21 protein-coding genes are annotated in these 19,771 nt (G+C 37.4%); 5 read left to right on the top strand and 16 right to left on the bottom strand.

Annotated elements, in window-relative coordinates:
* Positions 1 to 265 precede the first annotated feature (265 nt).
* Both C1726_RS10515 and C1726_RS10510 read right to left on the bottom strand, forming a co-directional pair.
* Positions 266 to 1,573 carry an ATP-binding protein gene (locus C1726_RS10515; RefSeq protein WP_102273093.1) on the bottom strand — a complete coding sequence of 436 codons (1,308 nt, stop codon included), beginning with the start codon at positions 1,571 to 1,573 and terminating at the stop codon, positions 266 to 268.
* A 375-nt stretch (positions 1,574 to 1,948) separates the two neighbouring features.
* On the bottom strand, positions 1,949 to 2,257 hold the full coding sequence (locus C1726_RS10510) for an RNA polymerase alpha subunit C-terminal domain-containing protein (RefSeq protein ID WP_407642016.1): 309 nt from the start codon (positions 2,255 to 2,257) through the stop codon (positions 1,949 to 1,951).
* A 165-nt stretch (positions 2,258 to 2,422) separates the two neighbouring features.
* Here C1726_RS10510 and C1726_RS10505 point away from each other — a divergent pair, with 165 nt between their 5' ends.
* Together C1726_RS10505 and C1726_RS10500 are read left to right on the top strand one after the other, a co-directional pair.
* Positions 2,423 to 2,923, top strand: coding sequence for a CBO0543 family protein (locus C1726_RS10505; protein ID WP_102273091.1), 501 nt, complete (start codon positions 2,423 to 2,425; stop codon positions 2,921 to 2,923).
* Between the two features lie 38 nt (positions 2,924 to 2,961).
* A complete protein-coding gene (locus tag C1726_RS10500) occupies positions 2,962 to 3,174 on the top strand; it encodes a hypothetical protein (RefSeq protein WP_102273090.1) in 213 nt (70 codons plus the stop codon).
* A gap of 51 nt (positions 3,175 to 3,225) precedes the next feature.
* On the opposite strand, the gene C1726_RS10495 is transcribed toward C1726_RS10500, so the two are convergent.
* From C1726_RS10495 to C1726_RS10470, 6 genes are all read right to left on the bottom strand, one after another.
* Complete coding sequence (locus C1726_RS10495; RefSeq protein ID WP_102273089.1) at positions 3,226 to 3,936, bottom strand: M48 family metallopeptidase; 711 nt, start codon at positions 3,934 to 3,936, stop codon at positions 3,226 to 3,228.
* A 1-nt stretch (position 3,937) separates the two neighbouring features.
* Entirely contained in the window at positions 3,938 to 4,432 is a 495-nt protein-coding gene (locus tag C1726_RS10490) for a YehS family protein (RefSeq protein WP_102273088.1), read from the bottom strand.
* Positions 4,433 to 4,515: 83 nt separating this feature from the next.
* The gene (locus C1726_RS10485) at positions 4,516 to 5,070 is read right to left on the bottom strand and encodes a GNAT family N-acetyltransferase (protein ID WP_102273087.1); all 555 of its coding nucleotides are present in this window, start codon (positions 5,068 to 5,070) and stop codon (positions 4,516 to 4,518) included.
* Positions 5,071 to 5,367: 297 nt separating this feature from the next.
* Complete coding sequence (locus C1726_RS10480) at positions 5,368 to 6,624, bottom strand: MFS transporter (RefSeq protein WP_102273086.1); 1,257 nt, start codon at positions 6,622 to 6,624, stop codon at positions 5,368 to 5,370.
* A 105-nt stretch (positions 6,625 to 6,729) separates the two neighbouring features.
* On the bottom strand, positions 6,730 to 7,101 hold the full coding sequence (locus tag C1726_RS10475) for an MmcQ/YjbR family DNA-binding protein (protein ID WP_235822746.1): 372 nt from the start codon (positions 7,099 to 7,101) through the stop codon (positions 6,730 to 6,732).
* A gap of 22 nt (positions 7,102 to 7,123) precedes the next feature.
* On the bottom strand, positions 7,124 to 7,669 hold the full coding sequence (locus tag C1726_RS10470; protein ID WP_102273085.1) for a GNAT family N-acetyltransferase: 546 nt from the start codon (positions 7,667 to 7,669) through the stop codon (positions 7,124 to 7,126).
* Positions 7,670 to 7,920: 251 nt separating this feature from the next.
* Here C1726_RS10470 and C1726_RS10465 point away from each other — a divergent pair, with 251 nt between their 5' ends.
* Positions 7,921 to 9,042, top strand: coding sequence for a phosphatidylglycerol lysyltransferase domain-containing protein (locus C1726_RS10465; RefSeq protein ID WP_102273084.1), 1,122 nt, complete (start codon positions 7,921 to 7,923; stop codon positions 9,040 to 9,042).
* Positions 9,042 to 9,425, top strand: a complete 384-nt coding sequence (locus C1726_RS10460; RefSeq protein ID WP_102273083.1) for a GtrA family protein — start codon at positions 9,042 to 9,044, stop codon at positions 9,423 to 9,425. Before C1726_RS10465 ends, C1726_RS10460 begins: the two co-directional genes overlap by 1 nt.
* A 282-nt stretch (positions 9,426 to 9,707) precedes the next feature.
* Here C1726_RS10460 and C1726_RS10455 read toward each other — a convergent pair whose 3' ends face one another.
* From C1726_RS10455 to C1726_RS10420, 8 genes are all read right to left on the bottom strand, one after another.
* On the bottom strand, positions 9,708 to 10,667 hold the full coding sequence (locus C1726_RS10455; protein WP_180968157.1) for a tRNA dihydrouridine synthase: 960 nt from the start codon (positions 10,665 to 10,667) through the stop codon (positions 9,708 to 9,710).
* Positions 10,668 to 10,914: 247 nt separating this feature from the next.
* Positions 10,915 to 12,294 carry a 23S rRNA (uracil(1939)-C(5))-methyltransferase RlmD gene (gene rlmD, locus C1726_RS10450; RefSeq protein ID WP_102273082.1) on the bottom strand — a complete coding sequence of 460 codons (1,380 nt, stop codon included), beginning with the start codon at positions 12,292 to 12,294 and terminating at the stop codon, positions 10,915 to 10,917.
* Positions 12,295 to 12,313: 19 nt separating this feature from the next.
* Positions 12,314 to 13,174, bottom strand: a complete 861-nt coding sequence (locus tag C1726_RS10445; protein ID WP_102273081.1) for a DNA-3-methyladenine glycosylase family protein — start codon at positions 13,172 to 13,174, stop codon at positions 12,314 to 12,316.
* A 283-nt stretch (positions 13,175 to 13,457) separates the two neighbouring features.
* Complete coding sequence (gene pdaA, locus C1726_RS10440) at positions 13,458 to 14,255, bottom strand: delta-lactam-biosynthetic de-N-acetylase (protein ID WP_102273080.1); 798 nt, start codon at positions 14,253 to 14,255, stop codon at positions 13,458 to 13,460.
* 125 nt (positions 14,256 to 14,380) lie between these two features.
* Complete coding sequence (locus tag C1726_RS10435; protein WP_102273079.1) at positions 14,381 to 15,928, bottom strand: fumarate hydratase; 1,548 nt, start codon at positions 15,926 to 15,928, stop codon at positions 14,381 to 14,383.
* A 159-nt stretch (positions 15,929 to 16,087) separates the two neighbouring features.
* Complete coding sequence (locus C1726_RS10430) at positions 16,088 to 16,273, bottom strand: SE1561 family protein (protein WP_102273078.1); 186 nt, start codon at positions 16,271 to 16,273, stop codon at positions 16,088 to 16,090.
* 110 nt (positions 16,274 to 16,383) lie between these two features.
* Positions 16,384 to 17,079, bottom strand: coding sequence for an N-acetyltransferase (locus tag C1726_RS10425; RefSeq protein WP_102273077.1), 696 nt, complete (start codon positions 17,077 to 17,079; stop codon positions 16,384 to 16,386).
* A gap of 15 nt (positions 17,080 to 17,094) precedes the next feature.
* Entirely contained in the window at positions 17,095 to 18,204 is a 1,110-nt protein-coding gene (locus tag C1726_RS10420) for a mandelate racemase/muconate lactonizing enzyme family protein (protein ID WP_102273076.1), read from the bottom strand.
* 284 nt (positions 18,205 to 18,488) lie between these two features.
* Between C1726_RS10420 and C1726_RS10415 the strand changes: the two genes are divergently transcribed.
* Entirely contained in the window at positions 18,489 to 19,757 is a 1,269-nt protein-coding gene (locus C1726_RS10415) for a helix-turn-helix domain-containing protein (RefSeq protein WP_102273075.1), read from the top strand.
* The last annotated feature ends 14 nt before the right edge of the window (positions 19,758 to 19,771 follow it).

The raw sequence follows: 19,771 nt of genomic DNA, 5'->3' as shown, positions 1-19,771 counted from the left end.
CACCTCCACAACATTCCACCCCAGAAGGACAAGTGTCCTCTGTATAAATAGTATTATACTTACTTTTTTAATATATTACAATACTATTATTCAATTATGATTCATTTTAATTCATAAAACATTCGAAAAATATAAAATAAACCTTTATCCATTAACTTTTTCTATAAATATTTTTTTTGAAATTTTTATATTCATGCAATAAAAAAACAGCGTTTTAATCATAAAACACTGCTCCATTCAGAACTCAATAAATATTTATTTATTTCTAACCTTTAGGTATTCTTAATATAATTGTCGTACCCTTTCCCATTTCACTCTCTACGATTATTTTCCCCTTATGATCTTCGATGATTTTTTCACAAATTAATAAGCCTAACCCTGTTCCTTCCTCCTTTGTTGTGATAAAAGGCTGTCCTAAGTTATTTAGTATTTCCTTAGGGATGCCTGGACCTTCATCCGCTACATAAATATGAACATGATCAATTAAATCCTTTGCAGTAACCGTTATAAACCCTTTTTCCATTGCTTCTATGGAATTTTTAATTAAATTTATTAATACTTGCTTCATTTTCATATCATCACAAGTAATTAGGATGTCATAATGATCATACTCTAATTGGATTCCTATATTTTTTTTAACAGCCTGAGGTTCCAAGAGTAATTGGACGCTCTCTATTAAATGAACGACATTGATTTCCTTCTTATTATCTACATGAGGCTTGGATAGAATCAGGAATTCAGATGATATTTGCGCGATTTTTTCTATTTCCTCGCTAATGATATGCAGAAATATTTTATTCTTGCTTTCTGTAGCTTCAATTAGTTTAAGAAAGCCTTTTATAGCCGTTATTGGATTACGAATCTCGTGAGCAATTCCAGCTGCCAGTTCTCCTGCAATAGAGAGTTTTTCCGAACGTATCACTTGGTTCTGTGCCGCTTTTTCTAATTTAATTTGTTCCGAAATAGCTGGGAATAGGACTGGCTTTTTCTTATACAAGTTAGAAGTTGTTAAATGGGTATCAGTCATATGGTATTCATGTGTTTGTAATATTTCACAAAGAATGGAAGAGGACAGTTTGAATCCATCATAAGCACAAACAGATATAAAATTTTCTAATTTACTTACAAAGGAATCACAGCCACACTCATATAATTTCAAACGAGTCATTAAGCTATTCTGGTTTTGTTCTTTCCATGTAACAACCCCCCATGTACGTATAACTCTATCTTTTAGATGAGGCTCTAGTATGTCCATAAAATTGGCCATCACTTGATTTATATTAAAAACATCATGCGTTTCATAGAAATCATCCGTATCAGCAAAAATGATTTCATTTAATTGTTTCTCAGAATAATCGGCAAGCTTAAGCTTATCAATTATATGCTTATAACGGTCTGGTTTATCAATATAAATGACTACTTGGCTTTTATCAAGACCCTCAGTTATATAGGAAAGCGCGTTTTCTAAATAGCAATTCATATCAGTGTATGTATAAACAATGTGACACCCAGCTGATAGTTCAATATTTGTAGTAAAATTAACTTTCTTCCCAACTTCTATACTTTGTTCCACCTTGTCACCTTTTTCTAATGTAGAATCATTTCTAGCGTTCAACCATTCAGAATAGTCAATTAAATGATAGTTTGTATACTAAGTCTATCATTTTTTTATTACATTAACAATTTAGCCAGATAAAGCACACCTATTTTAAATGTGCTTGATTATTTAAGAATCTTACTATTCTTAATTTCTCTCTAATTTCTACTAAATGTTACCTGTATCACCAGTTGCGAAAGCATATCCTATATTAATAGGCTGATTAAGGAATCCTTTTAAAAGGTTCGATATAAGACCACCATGAGGATTAATGATAAAAACCTTTAGTTCTCATTGCAGCCAACCGTCATAAAATTAATGCTTCTAGCAACATTCTTATATAACTTTTATTCATTCCTTAAATGATAAACCTTCTTCTTGTAAGGAACTTCTCATAATCGGTAAAGAAGCAGGTCCAATACCATGGAGTTTTAAAATTTCCTTCTCCGTGTAATTGGATAGTTCATGCAAGGTGTCAATTCCGTTATGAACCAATGCATTTCTTGCAGGTGAACTAAGTTTAGAAAGGAAGCCGCTTTTAGGCTTATTCTCTTTATTACAGGTAGGACAGCTTGGACAATCGGTGCTTTTATAATACTTATGGCCCTTTTCACATACTCTTACACTTTTTTCTTCTATCACTATAATTCCTCCATTCATTCCATTTTTAATATTATATATATTGTATACTTATTTTTTCTATCGAATATACGCTCCGCATGTCCAATATTGTTAAAAGACTGTATTGAATATGATTGAAAGAAACAGAAAATACTTGTATTAATAATGAATTATCATCCTATCGGAAGGTGGCGTTTCTACAAAATGATGATGGAGCATTTTATCCTGGCAGCTATGTGGATATTCGGTTTTATTGGTTTCATCCTGTTTATTCCACGCAAAAATCGGCGCAAGGGGATTTTTGCATTCATGATATTTCAAGCATTCATCTGGCTTTGCGACATGCCTTCTTTTAAGTTTGGCTTATTAAGTGCACCTGTCCGGGAATTCCCGAAAGCTACAGATCTAGCCATTACAATCGATTATTTTTTTTATCCCGTATTATTCTCTATCTTTTACGTTAGCCAAAAACGTCAGGGCACTAAATGGATGAAATTTATATACTCTTTAGTTTGGATCTCTGCGATCACGCTATTTGATATTGTTATCGAGAAATATACAGATTTATTAGAATATGGACGATTGACATGGTACGGGATGTGGCTTTACATTGGGCTTCTCTTTTTTGTGAGTCTAACCTGCTGTAATTGGTTCTTTAAAGACAAAGCCTTGTTTCAATCAGACCAGCGGATCACAAATAACTAGAGTGTTTCAATGAAAAATTCATTTTTTTAGGGGACTTTATGCAAACATTGTTTGTTGTGTTTTTTATTATTATTCGTTTGTTCTTTGGAGTTTGGAAACGCTTAAATGAATTTTACCCTATTCTAATTGACCATCTTATTTTTCCTACCCAAACGATTATTGCAACTGCTATCGCATTTCTAATTTACCAATCCGTTATTGTCTTAAGAAAAAGGAACGAAATCCGATTGATTCGTTCCTTCACTTCATGATTATTTGGATTGCAAAAATGGTTTGGGACATGATTCCTGTCCCTTGTCCCACTAAACAGTCATTTTCCAGTTTGATAAAGCTAGCCAGTTTTCCTTGTCTTTATAATCGGGCATAATACTGCCAACAAGTCGCCAGAAGGAGCGGTCATGATTTAAATGGACTAAATGACACATTTCATGAACAACTACATAGTCGATTACATCGCGAGGTGCCATTGCTAACCGCCAATTAAATGTTAACTGCTTTCTTGAATCACAGGTTCCCCAGGTAGTTTTGCTATCTGATATACGAATAGAACGTGGTTTTTCTTTCAATCTGCTTTGATAGGAGACGATACTCTTTTCCACTAAAGTCTTACACTGCTGGTAATAAAATCGTTTTAAGGCCTGTTTTATTTTTTCATCCTCTAGATGTTTCACATATATATGCAACGTTTCTGCTTTAAACACTACATGATCCTGCATTACATTACTATCTTGGAAAATCTTTATTGGATAGCTTTTTCCTAAATAAAGAAAATTCTCGCCATGCTCATACACCTTTTCCTGTGGTCCAAGCTGCCTATCCTTCATTTCATTTATTTTTTGCTGAATAACGTCCCAGTTTCCCTCTATTAATCGCAAAACTCTTTCATCAGTTGTCTTTTTCGGTGCTTGAACTTCCACATTTCCATAGCTATCTATCGAAATTCCTATTGTAGTTCGGTTTTTGTACTTTACTTCAAATCGTATCGTTTCACCTAAATAGGTATGTGTCCTCATATTATCCTCTATATTTGATTGCCAATCCTTTTAAGAACTTCCTGGCAAATTTATCTCCACACTCTTTATAGTTCTTATGCCCTTCTTTTCTTAACAAAGCACCGAGTTCTCCTTTTGTTACAGTAATCCCAGCTTTATCGAATAGTTCGAGCATATCCTCAGTAGTTAATGCCAGCGCAATTTTCACTTTCTTTAACAGGAGATTATTAACGCTTGCATTTTTCATTGGACCTGATTCTGCTGTTTCAGGCTTACCTGGTTTGGGATCTTGCTTCCCTCTCTTATATATAATCAGGCCATTTAAAAAGGAATCAAACATACTATTATTGCACTTTATTTGTTCCTCATTTTCATCATCTTCATCTGTTTTTGTTAAGACCTGTATCACTTCTGGTACAGTTACTTCCACTCCGCCAAGTTTGAAAATCTCCGCCATTTCCTTATTCTTTAATTCCAGCGCATATCTCAAACGAATGAGTCTATCGTTATTATCCATTAGTAGTCCTCCTAAGTAGTTTTTGGTGCCTGGCACCACTCATATTTGATAATTATAGTCAGAACTTCGAGTTTATCTTCTATCTACTCGTGACTCTTTATCCAATTTTCTTTCGCCAATTTCATATTGATAGAATCAACCCATTCTCCATCAAACTCTAAATCGTTTTTATCGATACTGTCAAAAACAAAACCTATTTTTTCATATACATTTTTTGCTCTTGGATTGAATTCAAAAACACTTAAGGTCAGCTGTTTTATTTCAGTATTGCTAAAAACATAATCAATCATAAGTTTAGTCGATTCCGTCCCTAGCCCTCGATCTCTTCCTCTTGGCCCAATTAGAATTCTAAAGTTCATACTTTCATTTTTCTCATCATAAAGATTGACTACTACTTCACCAACCAAAATATTTTGGGATCTATCAACAATTGCAAGGTCCAGACGATCTTTTTGTTCATTTCTCGTATTATACCAATTAACCGTTGCCTCTCTGTCATATTCTGAAGATCCCCCTGTCAGTTTAATAACCTCAGGGTCCTGTAAACATTCTTCAATTTGAGGGAAATCTTCAGCCATAAAGGGTCTCAGAATGACTTTCTCTCCTGCGATAGTCGGTTTATTACTCAAATCTATCATAGTCTTTGCTCCTTCAACTCACTAATACTTTCTTTTCGTTTTCTCGTACTTAAGCCTTGTATCCATATCAAAATCATAAAGTTTAGCTTTGCTTATTAGCCAGTAATTGTTGTGCCGCCAGTTGATTAACCAAGTTTTTCGGAGTTATGTTTTCAAACAAAATCTCCGCTGTTTCTATCCTACATTAGAAAATAAGAGAATGTCATTTCTTTTTCTAATTTCTGCTTATAAAAAAAAACCTGATAAAAAGGGGATCAATCAATATCGTATTAATTCAAGCAGCTATTCAATTCTCGGCTAGGTTTTGTCTGTTTCCCGGCGTTTTTCCTTTATGGATATGACGCCAGCCAAGCCAATAATTGAGAAGATAACTGGAGTGATGAAACCGTAGTAATATCCATCACCAATATTGCTTGAAGCAGTCTGAAAATGATCCAATACGATACCAAAGATACTTGGCAGCAGGACCGCACTTATAAAACCGCCCGTATTTGCAACACCTGAGACAACGCCTGCTTCCTCTATCGGAAAGGACTGACGTACAACAGCAAAGGTTAAGGCACTGGCTCCATATCCAAAACCAATAATAAAGAAAAGTATATAAAGAACGAAAAATGGAGGATTTCCTTTGAAAAATAAAAAGGTGCACCAGCTCAATAATATAGCGATATGCACAACAGCATAAGGTCGTTTGATTGTTAACAATCGGCTAGAAATCCAACTCATCACTGGCGCACCAATAAGTGCCCCAATAAGACCAAACATAATGAGCTGACTCGCATCTGAACGTGTCATTCCATATACATTCATCCCATAGGGCACTGCCCATGAACCGATAAATCCTACATATGCACCGACAACACCAAAGTGACAAAAGAATAATGCCCATGCCTGCCGATTCGAAAAAATTCTGCGTAATAAAAATGACGTTTTTTCACGTTGCAGCTCATTTTTTAGAGAGACTGATTCATTAAGAATTTGTTTTGGTTTTTTTATGAGTACAACATATAGCAGAATTCCACAAAGACATAATAGAATGCCAGCTAAAAAAAATGCTGCCCTCCAGCCTAGTAAATGAATCCATGCAGAAAAAGGGACAGTCGCTAATAGGAAGCCCAGACTTCCAGTCATTCCGGCTAGACCAATTAAGCGGACAAATTCCTTCACTTTAAACCATTGGCCTAAAATTAACACCATATTGACCCAGATAGTCGCATCCCCCGTACCAGTCAGAATTCTTGCTATGAATAGCACCATTTCATGTGTGCCAAGACTATAAATGATTGTACCTAAACCAGTTAGGATAGCGCCAAAAATAAGAAAAAAGTTGGGTCCATAACGATCAGCAAGGATTCCCATAGGAATTTGCAAACCAGTATAAACAAAAAATTGAATGCTTGTCAGAAGCCCGATCGTTGATGCGGTTACACTAAAGTCCCTCATCACTTGGTCTGTAATCAATCCTGGCGCTGTCCGCTGGCTCGCCATTAATAAATATGTAAACAGAACGGAAGCAAATACAACCCATCTAAAGCTGCTATTTTGTTTGTCCAATGCTTTCTACCCCTGTTAGCTTTTACTCTTATATATATGGGGTTCCTTTAACAGTAGAAACAAATTTTAAAAAATAAAGGAAAGGCAGATTTATTCCGCCTTTCCTTACTTTTCATGTAACTCCATCCAGTTTTTAACTAAACGCTTTGGTGCTGCACGCAAATAGGCTTCTTGAATAAGATCATTCAGCTCGTCCCAGTTATCCAAAGCTGGATTTTGGATCGATACCCAGCCATGATGTCCTATATATGGAGTTTTGTAAAAATACTCTTTCTGCAGTAATATTTCTTGCGTTTCCCGGTCTGACTTGAACGACAGGCTAAATCCTTTTTCGCTTTCACCTGATATGACGAAGGATTTCCCATTAATTTTAAAGGTATTGTGACCAAAACCATCGATTATTTCAACGGCTTCAGGCAGCGCAAGACAGATTTTCCGCACTTTTTCAAGCATGACAGCTGTGCCTTGTAATTCCATACGTTTATTCTCCTATTCTTAATTAACTGCCTACTGTAATTTTCCCAAATAGCAGTGCATCATAATATTTATCTTCTATAAAATAATGGTCTCTTAATCGTCCCTCTAATTCAAATTTGTTTTTTTCAAGTATCCGCGCTGAACCAATATTTGCATCGACAACACTCGCATAAACTTTGTGAAGATTCAGTGATTTAAAGGCAAAATCACTCATTAAAGCTACACACTCTGTGCCATACCCCTTCCCCCAATGATCTTTATGCAAAACATAACCAATTTCTGCTTTATTTGCTTCATGATCAAAATTGAAAATCATTGCTGTCCCAACAATTGCTTCAGTTGATTTTTGAACAATGGAAGCATAAAAGTAAGTCCCTTCCGACTCCCGCTTTAACATGACTTCAATATAGCTGTGAGTTTCACTTAATTTATTCATTAAATTCCAGCCAATAAACCGTGAAACTTCTTCATCTGACGCGTAGCTATGTATCTCTTGCACATCATCTGTACTTAATGCTTTGAAATAGATATTTTCACCTTCCAATGAATGAAATAAACAATGATTCATGTGCTCAGCCCCTTTGAATTTTACTTTGCTTTACTTTCTTATCATTATTATACATACTCCCTTTTGGATATCGTTAAATTTCTTCATAAAAAACTAACAGACCTATCTCTGTGAAGTGTATAGGTCCATTTTAAAACAAAAAAGAATTTGCTAGTTGATCTTCAATTAAAATTACAATAATTTACAAGCAATCTAGTAACCTTTCCTATGATATTATTTAAACGTTGATCTATTTCAGGAGGAAAGCATTCGTGTTCAATTTGAATATATCCTTTAATAAAAAACAAATAGAGATGATGAATCCAATCCATAATAATAATGATCTTCAATATGATCAATTAACTTCTTTTTTAAAAGAAAATGGAGGAAATCATGTTTCGCATCTGATTTACTTAAAAGATAAAGAAATGTTTTGGACAAAAGAGCAAGATGTACTTTTCGTATATCAACGTATTAGTAATAAATTAATAGTTTTAGGGGATCCAATCGGAGAAGAAGCAAAAATACATGCAGCAATTAAAGAATTCTGTGAATTTAGCAAAAGAAAGGGTTTAAAACCAGTTTTCTACCAAATAAGTCCACAGTATATGCAATATTACCATGATTCAGGTTATCGATTCCTTAAGGTGGCGGAAACGGGATTAGTAAATCTTCAGCAATTTTCCCTTGATGGAAAAAAAGGAGCAAAATTACGAACAAAATTGAATAAATTTACGCGAAATAACTTTACATTTAGCGTAGTTCACCCTCCATATTCCGACCAATTTCTTTCAGAAATAAAACATATATCAGATTCATGGTTAGGCAGTCAAAAAGAAAAAGGGTTTTCAGTCGTCTCTTTTAGCAAAGAATATGTTTCGCTTTTCCCTATAGCGCTTTTGCACGGTCCGGCTGGAAACATTATTGCATTTGCAACTTTAGCAACTGATTATAAAAATACAATAACGATTGACCTAATGAGAAAGTACTCGGATAGCCCTTATGGAACAATGGATGTTTTATTTATTCATATTTTTCATTGGGCAAAAAATAATAGTTATCAAACCTGCAGTTTGGGAATGACACCCTTATCCAATGTAGGAACCTGTAAACATTCATTTACAAGTGAGAAACTTATTCGTTTAGTCTATCTTTATGGGAATTCAATGTATAATTTTAAAGGTCTTAAAGAATTTAAAAGTAAATTTACTTCAAATTGGGAACCAAAATATTTAGCCTATAAAAAAACCATACTGCCGCTTACTCTTTTGCAATTACTTGTTCTAATCAACTATAAACGAAGTGCAAGAAATCCTATGAAAAAAAAGAGTAATTCTTTAAAAAACACAATAGCAAATGGTGTATTGAATGACCATAATGAGAGGCTATCTTGATGCTCGAAAGTAAAGAACTATTTCATAAATTTATGAAATATAGTGCTGTTGGCTGTATAAGCACACTCATCTATTTTCTTTCTGTCTTCATTTTTGTAGAAGCTCTTAACCAAGATCCCCTTATAGGATCATCCGTTTCCTTTGGCATCATGACTTATATTTCATTTATATTAAACAAAAAGTTTACCTTTGGAAGCGACTTCTCATACAATAAATTGCTGCGCTTTCTCGCTGTTTCATCCATTGGTTTTACACTGAATTTTTCAATTATGTATTTAATAGTAAATGTCTTATCTCTTCATTATTCAATAGGAGAATTGGTAACGATAATCGTCATTCCAATTATCAATTTTATTCTGAATAACTATTGGACATTTAAATAGGATATTTTTCTGCAGGGATCTTGATAGCTCCCTGCTTTTTTTATACTCTACTTGCATTGTTTTAGCAGATCTCATACGATTATTAGATTAACTGCGACACAATCAACGCTGTCCCCTTTTCTTAAATAGAGAAAAAATTGACAAAAGTATAAGGGATACGGATGAAAACAACCCAGAATTCGCAAATGATGCTTTTTACGAATTCCGGGTCAGGCAAGCAAGAAATTATTTTTTTACACAGATTTTATTTTAACCGTGGATGAATTACGGGAAATTTCTATTTTAAATTTCACCAAAGTTATCAAGCAATGCACGCACTTCATCTGTTGATTTCGTATTCATCAATTGATTTCTTAATTCAGCAGCTCCAGGAAATCCTTTGACATAAATTTTGAAAAAGCGATGAAGCCCTGTCATTGAACGTGGCAGTTCATCCGCATATCGATCTTGAAGATCAAGCTGCAGTCTTAAAAGATCAAGGTGTTCCTTACTGCTATGCTCTTTTGGCTCCTTTTCAAAAGCAAACGGATTTTTAAAGATACCTCGTCCGATCATCACCCCATCAATCCCATATTTTTCGGCAAGCTGCAGCCCGGTTTGACGGTCAGGGATGTCTCCATTGATGGTTAGGAGCGTATTTGGTGCAATACGGTCACGTAATTTCTTGATTTCCGGAATTAGCTCCCAATGCGCAGCTACTTGGCTCATTTCCTCTCTTGTACGTAAATGAATAGAAAGGTTCGCAATATCCTGCTTAAAAATATGCGTTAGCCACTCCTCCCACTCCTGAATTTCCTTATAGCCAAGTCGTGTTTTCACGCTGACAGGCAGTCCGCCTGCTTTTGCTGCTTGAATAAGTTCTGCTGCAACTTCTGGACGCAGAATAAGGCCGCTCCCTTTTCCTCTCGATGCCACATTCGGTACAGGGCAGCCCATATTAATATCGATGCCCTTAAACCCTAACTCTGCCATGCCAATACTCATTTGACGGAAATATTCGGGGTTATCCCCCCAAATATGTGCCACCATTGGCTGTTCATCTTCTGTAAAAAGCAAACGGCCACGCACACTTTTCATGCCCTCTGGATGACAATAGCTATCCGAGTTTGTAAACTCTGTGAAAAATACATCCGGTCGGCCAGCTTCACTTACGACGTGACGAAAAACAACATCTGTCACATCTTCCATTGGTGCAAGTACAAAAAATGGCCGTGGCAAATCACGCCAAAAATTATCTATCATTTCAAACTCAAATCCTCTCACTATGAATACAACTTCAATCCTCAAGAAAAAAATTTTAAGACGCATATTTCACTTCTTTTACACTTATATCATGCTTAATAACTTATTATCAAATACAAGTACATATGGATATTTATAATTTACTAAAAGCGACAATGTTTATTTTAACGAAAATCAGTCCTGAATGGAATTTTTATAAACAAAAAAGCAGATGGTATAGAAATCTTCTATATCAACTGCTTTTCGATTATACTAACTCCAGTAACGTGACTGCTTCACAATGTGCTGTTTGCGGAAACATATCCACCGGCTGAATCATTTTCACTTTATAGCTAGAATTTAATACATTAATATCCTTCGCCAAAGTTGAAGGGTTGCAGGATACATAAACAACCTTCTTCGGTTTTACCCTTAAGATTGTTTTTAACAGCTGCTCATCCAGCCCCGTTCTAGGCGGATCAACAATGATCACATCTGGCTTCCAGCCCTCTTTGACCCATTTTGGCAGTAAGACTTCTGCTTTTCCGGTTACATACTTCGCATGATTGATTCCGTGCCTTGCCGCATTTTTCTTGGCATCTTCAATCGATTCAGGGATGATGTCCATTCCTCTAATTTCCGCTGCTCCATCCGCAACCCAAAGTCCGATTGTTCCAACCCCGCAATAAGCATCCGCTACTTTTTCTGTTCCTGTAAGAGCGGCAGCTTTTTTTACTTCATTATATAGCTTCACTGTCTGTTCTGGATTCAATTGAAAGAATGTTCGTGCGGAAAGCTCAAATTGAAGGTCGCCCAGTGTCTCTTGAATGAAGTCACTTCCCTCAAGATTCACGGTTTCATCCCCAAAGATAAGCGAAGTTTTCTGTCCATTGATGTTTTGGATAATCGATTTGACTTCAGGCAATCTCTTCTTTATTTCTTGAATGATCAGTTCTTTTTTAGGCAGTTCTTTTTTCGTTGTAATGAGAACAATTTGAAGCTCACCAGTTTGAATCCCTACTCTTGCTACAATTGTTCGTACAAGTCCTTTTTTTGATTTCTCATTATAAATTGGAACTTTAAGATCTTGGAGTATTCGTTTAACCGTCTTCGTTGCTTTATTTGTTTGTGGGTGCTGCACGGCACATTGTTCAATATTAATTAGACGGTGGGAGTTCATTCCATATAAGCCTGCTAAGACTTTTCCGTCTCTGAATCCAACCTGGAATTGGCTTTTGTTGCGATAACTCCATGGATCCTCCATGCCAATCGTTTCTTTAATCTCTAACTTGGAAGGGTCTAGCTTTGTATGTCTTTCTAATGCTTGAATGACAATATCTCGTTTTTCCTTAAGCTGCTGGTCATAGCGGAGATGCTGAAGCTGGCAGCCTCCGCACTCTTCATAAATTGGACATGGCGGCTTAATGCGGAACTCTGATTGTTTTCGAATCTTTTTTATTTTAGCTTCTGAAAACTTGGGATGAACCTTTGTTGCTTCAACAACAACCTCTTCACCAGGGAGCGCTCCAGGTACGAAAACAACCTGCTTTTTAAAATAGCCGACTCCCTCGCCATTTATTCCGAGCCTTTTAATTGTCAGTGGAAATGTTTGTTTGAGTTTTAATTGATTTGATTGCTCTTGTTTCATGTTGCTTAATCACTCCATATTATTCAATGCTTCTCCATAAATAAAGAGAGGCATAGCTTAGGTAAGGGTCCCAACTTTTTGAAAATGACTCCATTTCCTGCAAGGTTGGTTTTGCTTCTAATTGATAGTGCTTTTTCAACGCATTTTGTATGCCAATATCTGCCATTGGAAATAGATTCTGCCTGCCAAAGCCAAACATCAGAAAGTTTTGCACAGTCCATGGACCAACTCCGCGAAGCTTAATTAATTGTTCAAATACTTCTTGATCAGATTTATATTTTAATTCCTCAAAATTAAGATTTCCTGAGGCAATTTCTGTAGCAATTCCAATGACATATTCCGCCTTTCGCCCGCTAAATTGCAGTTCTCTTAGGTCTTCAACCTGCAATTCTGCTACGGTCTCAGGTCGTGGGTAAAACCAAACCCCGTCTTTTTCAAATCCAAAGGTTTTTACAAATCTCTCGGTCAATGTATGGGCAAAAGAAAGATTTAGCTGCTGGTGAATGATGCATTTCAGCAGGCAGCTATACGGGTCGAAATCAAGAACAATCGGTGTCCCATAATGCTGCTCAAATATTCCTTTAAGATCTGTATGTTGAAAATGCTGATGGATGGTTTCCAGCGGTGTATTCCATTGGAGAATTTCTCCAAGTCTTTCCGCAGCTTTATCTTGGAATGATTCCTCTATTCCTGTAATAACAAATTCCGGCGCTTTAGTTGAACCAATCGCTTTCACTTGAGCAGCCATTGGTGCATTTTCGATCATTAAAGGCACTGATACACTTCTATTTTCTAAATCAACCTGATGAAGCGGATCGAGTGAGAGTCTGTCGAGTACGAGGTCAAAATTATATGGTCCATCAATTTTTATTGTTTCCAATCATGATCCGTCCTTTGACATTTTCTCGTATTATACCATTTTTCACTGTTCACGTCTTTTTAAGCAGGAATAAACCCGAATTGTTAAAAATTCGGGTTCAATCATTTTATTTAAGGTGCATTTTTTAGATCTCGGACCACTTCTATTCTTTTACAGGTCACTTTATAAATTTACGGGCTACTTTTACTAATTTACAGACCACTTTTCAGATTTACGGGCTACTTTTACCGATTTACAGGCCACTTTTCAGATTTACAGGCCACCTCTCGAAAAAACATCAATATCAATACAGCATATTCTCCTCAAAAGCCTGACTCATCATTAAATCATCCAAGCTTTTAAATGTATAGCCTCTTGCCTTCAAATCCTGAATAGCCTTTTCTAGTGCATCCGCATTGTCTTTTGAAACAGTGTGCAGCAAAAGAATAGCCCCAGGATGAATTTGCCTCATAATATTATCGTAGGAATATTGCCATCCCTTTTGCTGATCGGTTAGCCAATCTTTAAACGCTAGTGACCAAAAGATATGTGTGTACCCTTCCTTGTTTGCTAAATGAATCGTCCGCTCACTGAAGATTCCTCTTGGAGGCCGCAAGTATGACATATGCTCGATCCCAGTCAGTTTCTCTGTTCCTTCACGGACTTTTTCCAGCTCTTCAGCTAGCCGTTCTCCGCTAATTCTTGTCATATCTGGGTGGCTCCATGAATGATTCCCAATAATATGTCCTTCTGCAGCCATGCGCTTCACTAGATCAGGCGCACTATTTATATAATGGCCTGTAATAAAAAAAGCTGCTGGAACCTTTTCCTTTTTCAAAACATCTAATATTTGGGCTGTATACCCATTTTCATAGCCATTATCAAAAGTAAGATATATATCCTTTTTCGCTGGATCTCCTTTGTAAAGAGCTCCCATTCGACCTAGCATGTCGTCTAAAGCCTTTCCGGCATCTGCAGGCTCTTCATTTACTCCCTTTTTAAATCCCCAATGTGTAGGGGAATTGGCATAATCAGCATGCGCTGTTGTCGTAAAAAATATGAATATTGCACTTAGAACGACCAGATGTTTGAGTAGTTTCATCTGCGCTCCTCCTCTATTTTTTTCTTATTGTTTGTGTATAGGATGAAAACATTCACCATTGTCCATTCCAAAAATCTCCACAAAAAAGAGAGACCCATTTACAGGATCTCTCTTTTAAAAATTCATTAAAATACTCGCTCTTTAAACTTAGCTAATTTTTCTAATGATGATTTATCTACATCTGCATGAAGGCTGCTTCCATGTGAATCCATTGTAACAACGGCTGTAAATCCTTCTACCTTTAGATGCCACATCGCTTCTGGAATACCAAATTCCATTAAATCTACACCTTCAACTGCTTTAATACAATCCGCATAATATTGCGCTGCTCCGCCAATTGCATTCAAGTACACACCGCCATGCTCTTTTAATGCGGCTAATGTTTTCGGTCCCATTCCGCCTTTTCCAATGACTGCACGAATACCGAACTTTTTCATGATGTCACCTTGATAAGGCTCTTCACGAATACTTGTAGTCGGACCCGCAGCTTTTACATGCCAGTTTCCTTCATCGTCTTTTAGCATAACAGGACCACAGTGGTAAATGACTTGGCCGTTTAAATCAACTGGTGCCTCATGCTCCATTAGATGATGATGGATTGCATCTCGCCCCGTATACATTCTGCCGTTAATTTGAACCACATCGCCAACCTTTAGGCGGCGGATTTGTTCTTCCGTAATCGGTGCTTGCAATGTAATGACTTCGCTTTTCGTTTCTGCTGCAGCAGCTGTTTCCTTCTCTGCTTCTGTTGCTCCAAAGTCGATATTTTCTCCCTCTTGATACATCCACTCATTAATTTCTCCAGTTTCTGGATTGACAGCCACGCCAAGGCGGCGAAATGCCCAGCAGTTATACGCAACAGATACAAAGAAGCTTGCTGGAATGCGGTTCATAACGCCAACTTTACAGCCGAGAAGGGTCGTTTCTCCGCCAAAGCCCATTGTCCCGATGCCAAGCTCGTTCGCTTGATCCATTACATATTCTTCTAATTTGCGAAGTTCCTCATTTTGATTCACATCTTCAACAGAACGGAAAAGCTGTTCCTTTGCAAGATCATACCCAGAAGAGCGGTCTCCGCCTATTCCAACTCCGATAAAACCAGCGCTGCATCCTTGTCCTTGTGCTTGATAAACAGAATGCATGATGCATTTGCGAATGCCATCAAGGTCGCGGCCTGCGCGGCCTAAGCCATCAAGCTCGCAAGGAAGGCTATATTGAATGTTTTTATTTTCACAGCCCCCGCCTTTTAAAATCAGGCGTGCATCAATATAATCTTTCTCCCATTGTTCAAACTTAATAACTGGTGTTCCGCCGCCAAGATTGTCTCCGCTATTTGCCCCTGTTAGCGAATCAACTGAATTCGGACGCAGCTTTCCATCCTTTGTCGCTTGAGCGATGGCATTTTTGATCGCTTCTTTCATAACAAGCTGATTGGCACCAACCGGTGTTTTAATCTTAAATGTCGGCAGACCTGTATCCTGACAAATCGGAGAAACATTATCATCTGCCATTTTAATATTATTCGTAATCGTCGCTAAGCTCATCGCTGATCTCGTACCAGCACTCTCTCTTTCCTTCGCAGCTTTAATTGCCCTGCGCACATCCCTTGGCAGCTTTGTAGAAGTCTCAACAATTAGCTTGTACATGCTTTCCTGAAATTTTTCGATATTCATGACTTGCTAGTCCCCTTTCCCTTTGTTCCCTTATATATCTATTATGAAAATTATAAATTATTTAACGTATATTATTATACCCCTATCATAATAGGTTGGAAAGACCAAGCTTTGGCAGCGCCTATACAGAATCAACGTAAAAAAGAGCCAAAGCGGCTCTTATTCTTCGCGATTATTAAATTCACGGCATTTTGATTCTAGATCATCAATCATATCAATTAAACGGTCAATATCTTCAAGCTCCGTTTCTTCCGGCTCAATTGCTTCCAAAACATCAAGAAACATATTTAACCGCTGTTTCAAAAATGAAACTTGGCTATTTTTATCTTTAATCGGACTACCCAAATCGCTCTCTCCTTTCGTCTCGTTACCATCCTATCGAAAAATTCATTCCTTCGCAAATTTATTTTTTTCATTTCCTTCATTTTAAATTACCTATCTTATCCACTGATAATTCATCGTGTATACTGCACTAACCATGCTCCTGCACGCTCTTCCATTTGTATCCCCTGCCAGCCTTCAGCCAGTTTTGCTTGCTGAGCACGAGTATCGTTCATTTGAATAAAAATGGTTTCCTTATATTCAGGTTCTCCTATTTCCTCTAAGTCTTTTACAAAAATATAGCGCAAACTGCCGCCATATTTTTCTTTTAGCGCTGCAATCTTCATTCCTTGCGCAAATTTATCCTTCAAACTAGGTATATTAAAAGGAGCAACCGTACAGCAAACATAGCGGTATGAATGATTTTCCTTTGCTAGCTCCTGCATAATAAGGCTCGCTAATATTTTTTGCAATTGGTTTCCTCGGAATGCTGGCAGCACATTTGAAATTTCCTGGTAAATAACCTTAGGTAATTCCATTTCAGTTAGCCCGATATCCCTTCCTAAATGCTCCTCATCAATTGGAGGCACTAACAATGCACGAAAAGCAATTAGCTGATTTTCAGCAAATGCGCCAATCATCCACCCATTTCCATCTAAGATGAATTGAAATTCTTCATCTGTTAGCGGCTGGAGCCGTTCCTTATTTTCCAGCTGAAGAATCACTTGATCCTGCACATTCAATATCCCAGGCAAATCTCCCATCGTTAATTTTCTTACCTTAAAGGTGATCTGTTTATTTTTAAGTATTCCTTCGTAAATATAACTCACTCATTCTCAGTCCTTTCAATAAACACTCTCTTGGAAGACTGTCAATTCTATAATCATTTCATCACTCACGTCTACTCCAAGCCCTGGCCCTTCCGTTAGCCGAATATATGGCACATCATAATGAAGATTGCCAACATCCTTTGAGAATTTCAGTGGACCAGTCAGCTCTACACTCGTAATCACTTTTTTTGAAAAAGCAACATGGAAGCCAGCTGCGGAACCGATGGATGATTCCACCATGGACCCAATTTGGCATTCAAGACCTGCAAGCTCGGCTTGATGTGCCAGCTTGACTGCTGGGTAAATGCCTCCGCATTTCATTAATTTAATATTCACTTTATCTGCGGCACGCTTTTGGATAATCTCAAGCATTTCACGTGGCCCCTTTAAGCCTTCGTCAATCATTAACGGAAAAACAGATTTCGCTTTTATTTCAACCATTCCATCAATATCATCTGCCACAACAGGCTGCTCTACCCAATCAAGGTTACAATCCTGCAATTGTTTCAGTGCAGTTAGCGTTGTTGCACTATTATTCCACCCTTGATTAACATCCACTCGAATGGCAATCTCTTCTCCTACCTTTGAACGAACGGCTTGAATCCGCTTAACATCCAAACTTACATTTGTTCCAACCTTCATTTTAAAAGAGCGGTATCCTTGCTCAACCATTGCTCCAGCTTCCATTGCCATTTCTTCAGGCTCAGCAATACTTAATACATGAGTAATCGGAAACTCATCATGGTATCTGCCGCCGATTAGCTGATAAACAGGCTGCTGCAGCTTTTTACCCATAATATCAAAACAGGCAATATCAATAGCTGCTTTTGCAGTAGGAGCACCATAAATCGCTTTATTCATATAATCATGAAGCTTTTCGATTTCCATCGGATTTTTCCCCATTACAGCAGGTGCAAGCGTATTTTTGAGAATCTGGTAGACTCCTTCCCATGACTCTCCTGTCACATGCTCATCCGCTACTGCTTCCCCATACCCAACAATGCCTTCATCCGTTTCAACCTTTACAATAACAGATGGCATATAATCGTAAGTATGGTAACTGACAACAAATGGAACATGAAGTGGTAAATGAATCGCATAAAGATGAATAGCTGTTATTTTCATATAGAAAACTCCCTTATTTTTTAATTTACAAATATTCTATTTATTTGATATAGTTGTCGGTAAATAGTCGTTAATTAGAAAAGTGGAAGCGCCTTGATCATCGCCGTACACACTGGACGCTTGCGCTAGACAATCCGAAATGCGGAGGCGGCTTGCCCAGGGGCGACAAGCATAAGACGAATCTGCAGGAAGGCTGCTCTTTAGCCTTCTTGACGAGTTGGCTTATGACCTCGAGCCCCTAGCCGCCGAAGCTAGACAATTCCCCAACATAAAGAGGTGAACCAATGAGAACAAGAATTGCAGTAATAAGCTCTGCTGAATTTTTCGAACGAATCGAATCTGTCGCTTCTTTCATTAATGAGATTGAATTAGACAGTTACATCTATGAGGATCCTCAACAGGCACCAAGTTTGCTTCATCAACTTAAACCTTGCGATGTTGTATTTTTTTCAGGATCGCTGCCCTACTATTTTTCAAAAAAGGAACGAGAACAGCTGCCAGTTCCAACTCTTTATTTAGCTCAAGATGAGTTAACGATTTCATCTTCTTTATTAGCTGCAATTTATCATAGGCAGGTTTCCTTGGATCGTATTTCAATCGATCTATTCGACAGCATAATCGTTGAGAATGTGCTTGCTTCTGTAGATATCGATACATTTCCTAAGTATGTCATTGATTATGAAGAAATGCTTGATTTAGACAGGTTCAATCTTTCCGAAATTGTATCTTTCCATCGCACCTTATGGGAAGAGGGGAAAATTGATTTAGCTATAACGAGTATTCATGCAGTTTATGATCAGTTGGTACTCCATGCAATCCCTTCAATGCGAATGGCTGATCCGAAAACTGCCATAATCCGAGGACTACAAGAGTCAAAGTCGCTAGCCATGTATAAAAAAAGTCAATTGGCTCAAGTAGCAGTTGGATATATATCTACAAAATTACAAGAAAATGAAATTCAAAAGCTTATAGAAGCGATTGCCCGTGTCATTCACGCATCTGTTCAACAAATCAGCCCTACTGGCTATTCATTATACAGTACTCGCGGCGACATAGAGGGTTTACTAGACCAGAACATTCTCCTTCAGTATTTTTCAGGTTTTCCTCATGTATCAATCGGTTTTGGCTTTGGCTCAACCATTATGGAAGCAGATAAAAACGCCTTAGCTGCCTTGCGTTTTGCGGAAAAAGATCAGAAAAAAAGCTGCTTGTATATTTTAACGAATGATAAAAAGTTATTAGGTCCTTACCCCCAGGAGAGTAAGCAGCAGAGCCTAATCAATGTTCATCCTGAATTGCTTCAAATTGCTCAAAAAGCTAAATTAAGCCCAGGAAATCTCTCAAAGCTTATTCAATTTGGGAAAGAGAGACAGTCCCATCATTTCACTGCTGCTGACCTTAGCGATTATTTGCAAGTGACTAGAAGGACGACCGAGCGAATCATTAAAAAACTGGCTGATCAAGGATACATCCGTATAATTGGTGAAGAAATGACCTATCAGCAGGGACGCCCGCGAGCAGTATATATTTTGAATCTGCCTATTTACCAATAATGCAGGAAAAGGAA

The sequence above is a fragment of the Cytobacillus massiliigabonensis genome, assembly GCF_900199725.1.
Taxonomy (GTDB): domain Bacteria; phylum Bacillota; class Bacilli; order Bacillales; family Cytobacillaceae; genus Cytobacillus; species Cytobacillus massiliigabonensis.
Note: the sequence above shows the minus strand (reverse complement) of the source record. Positions and strands in the feature narration are given on the sequence as shown.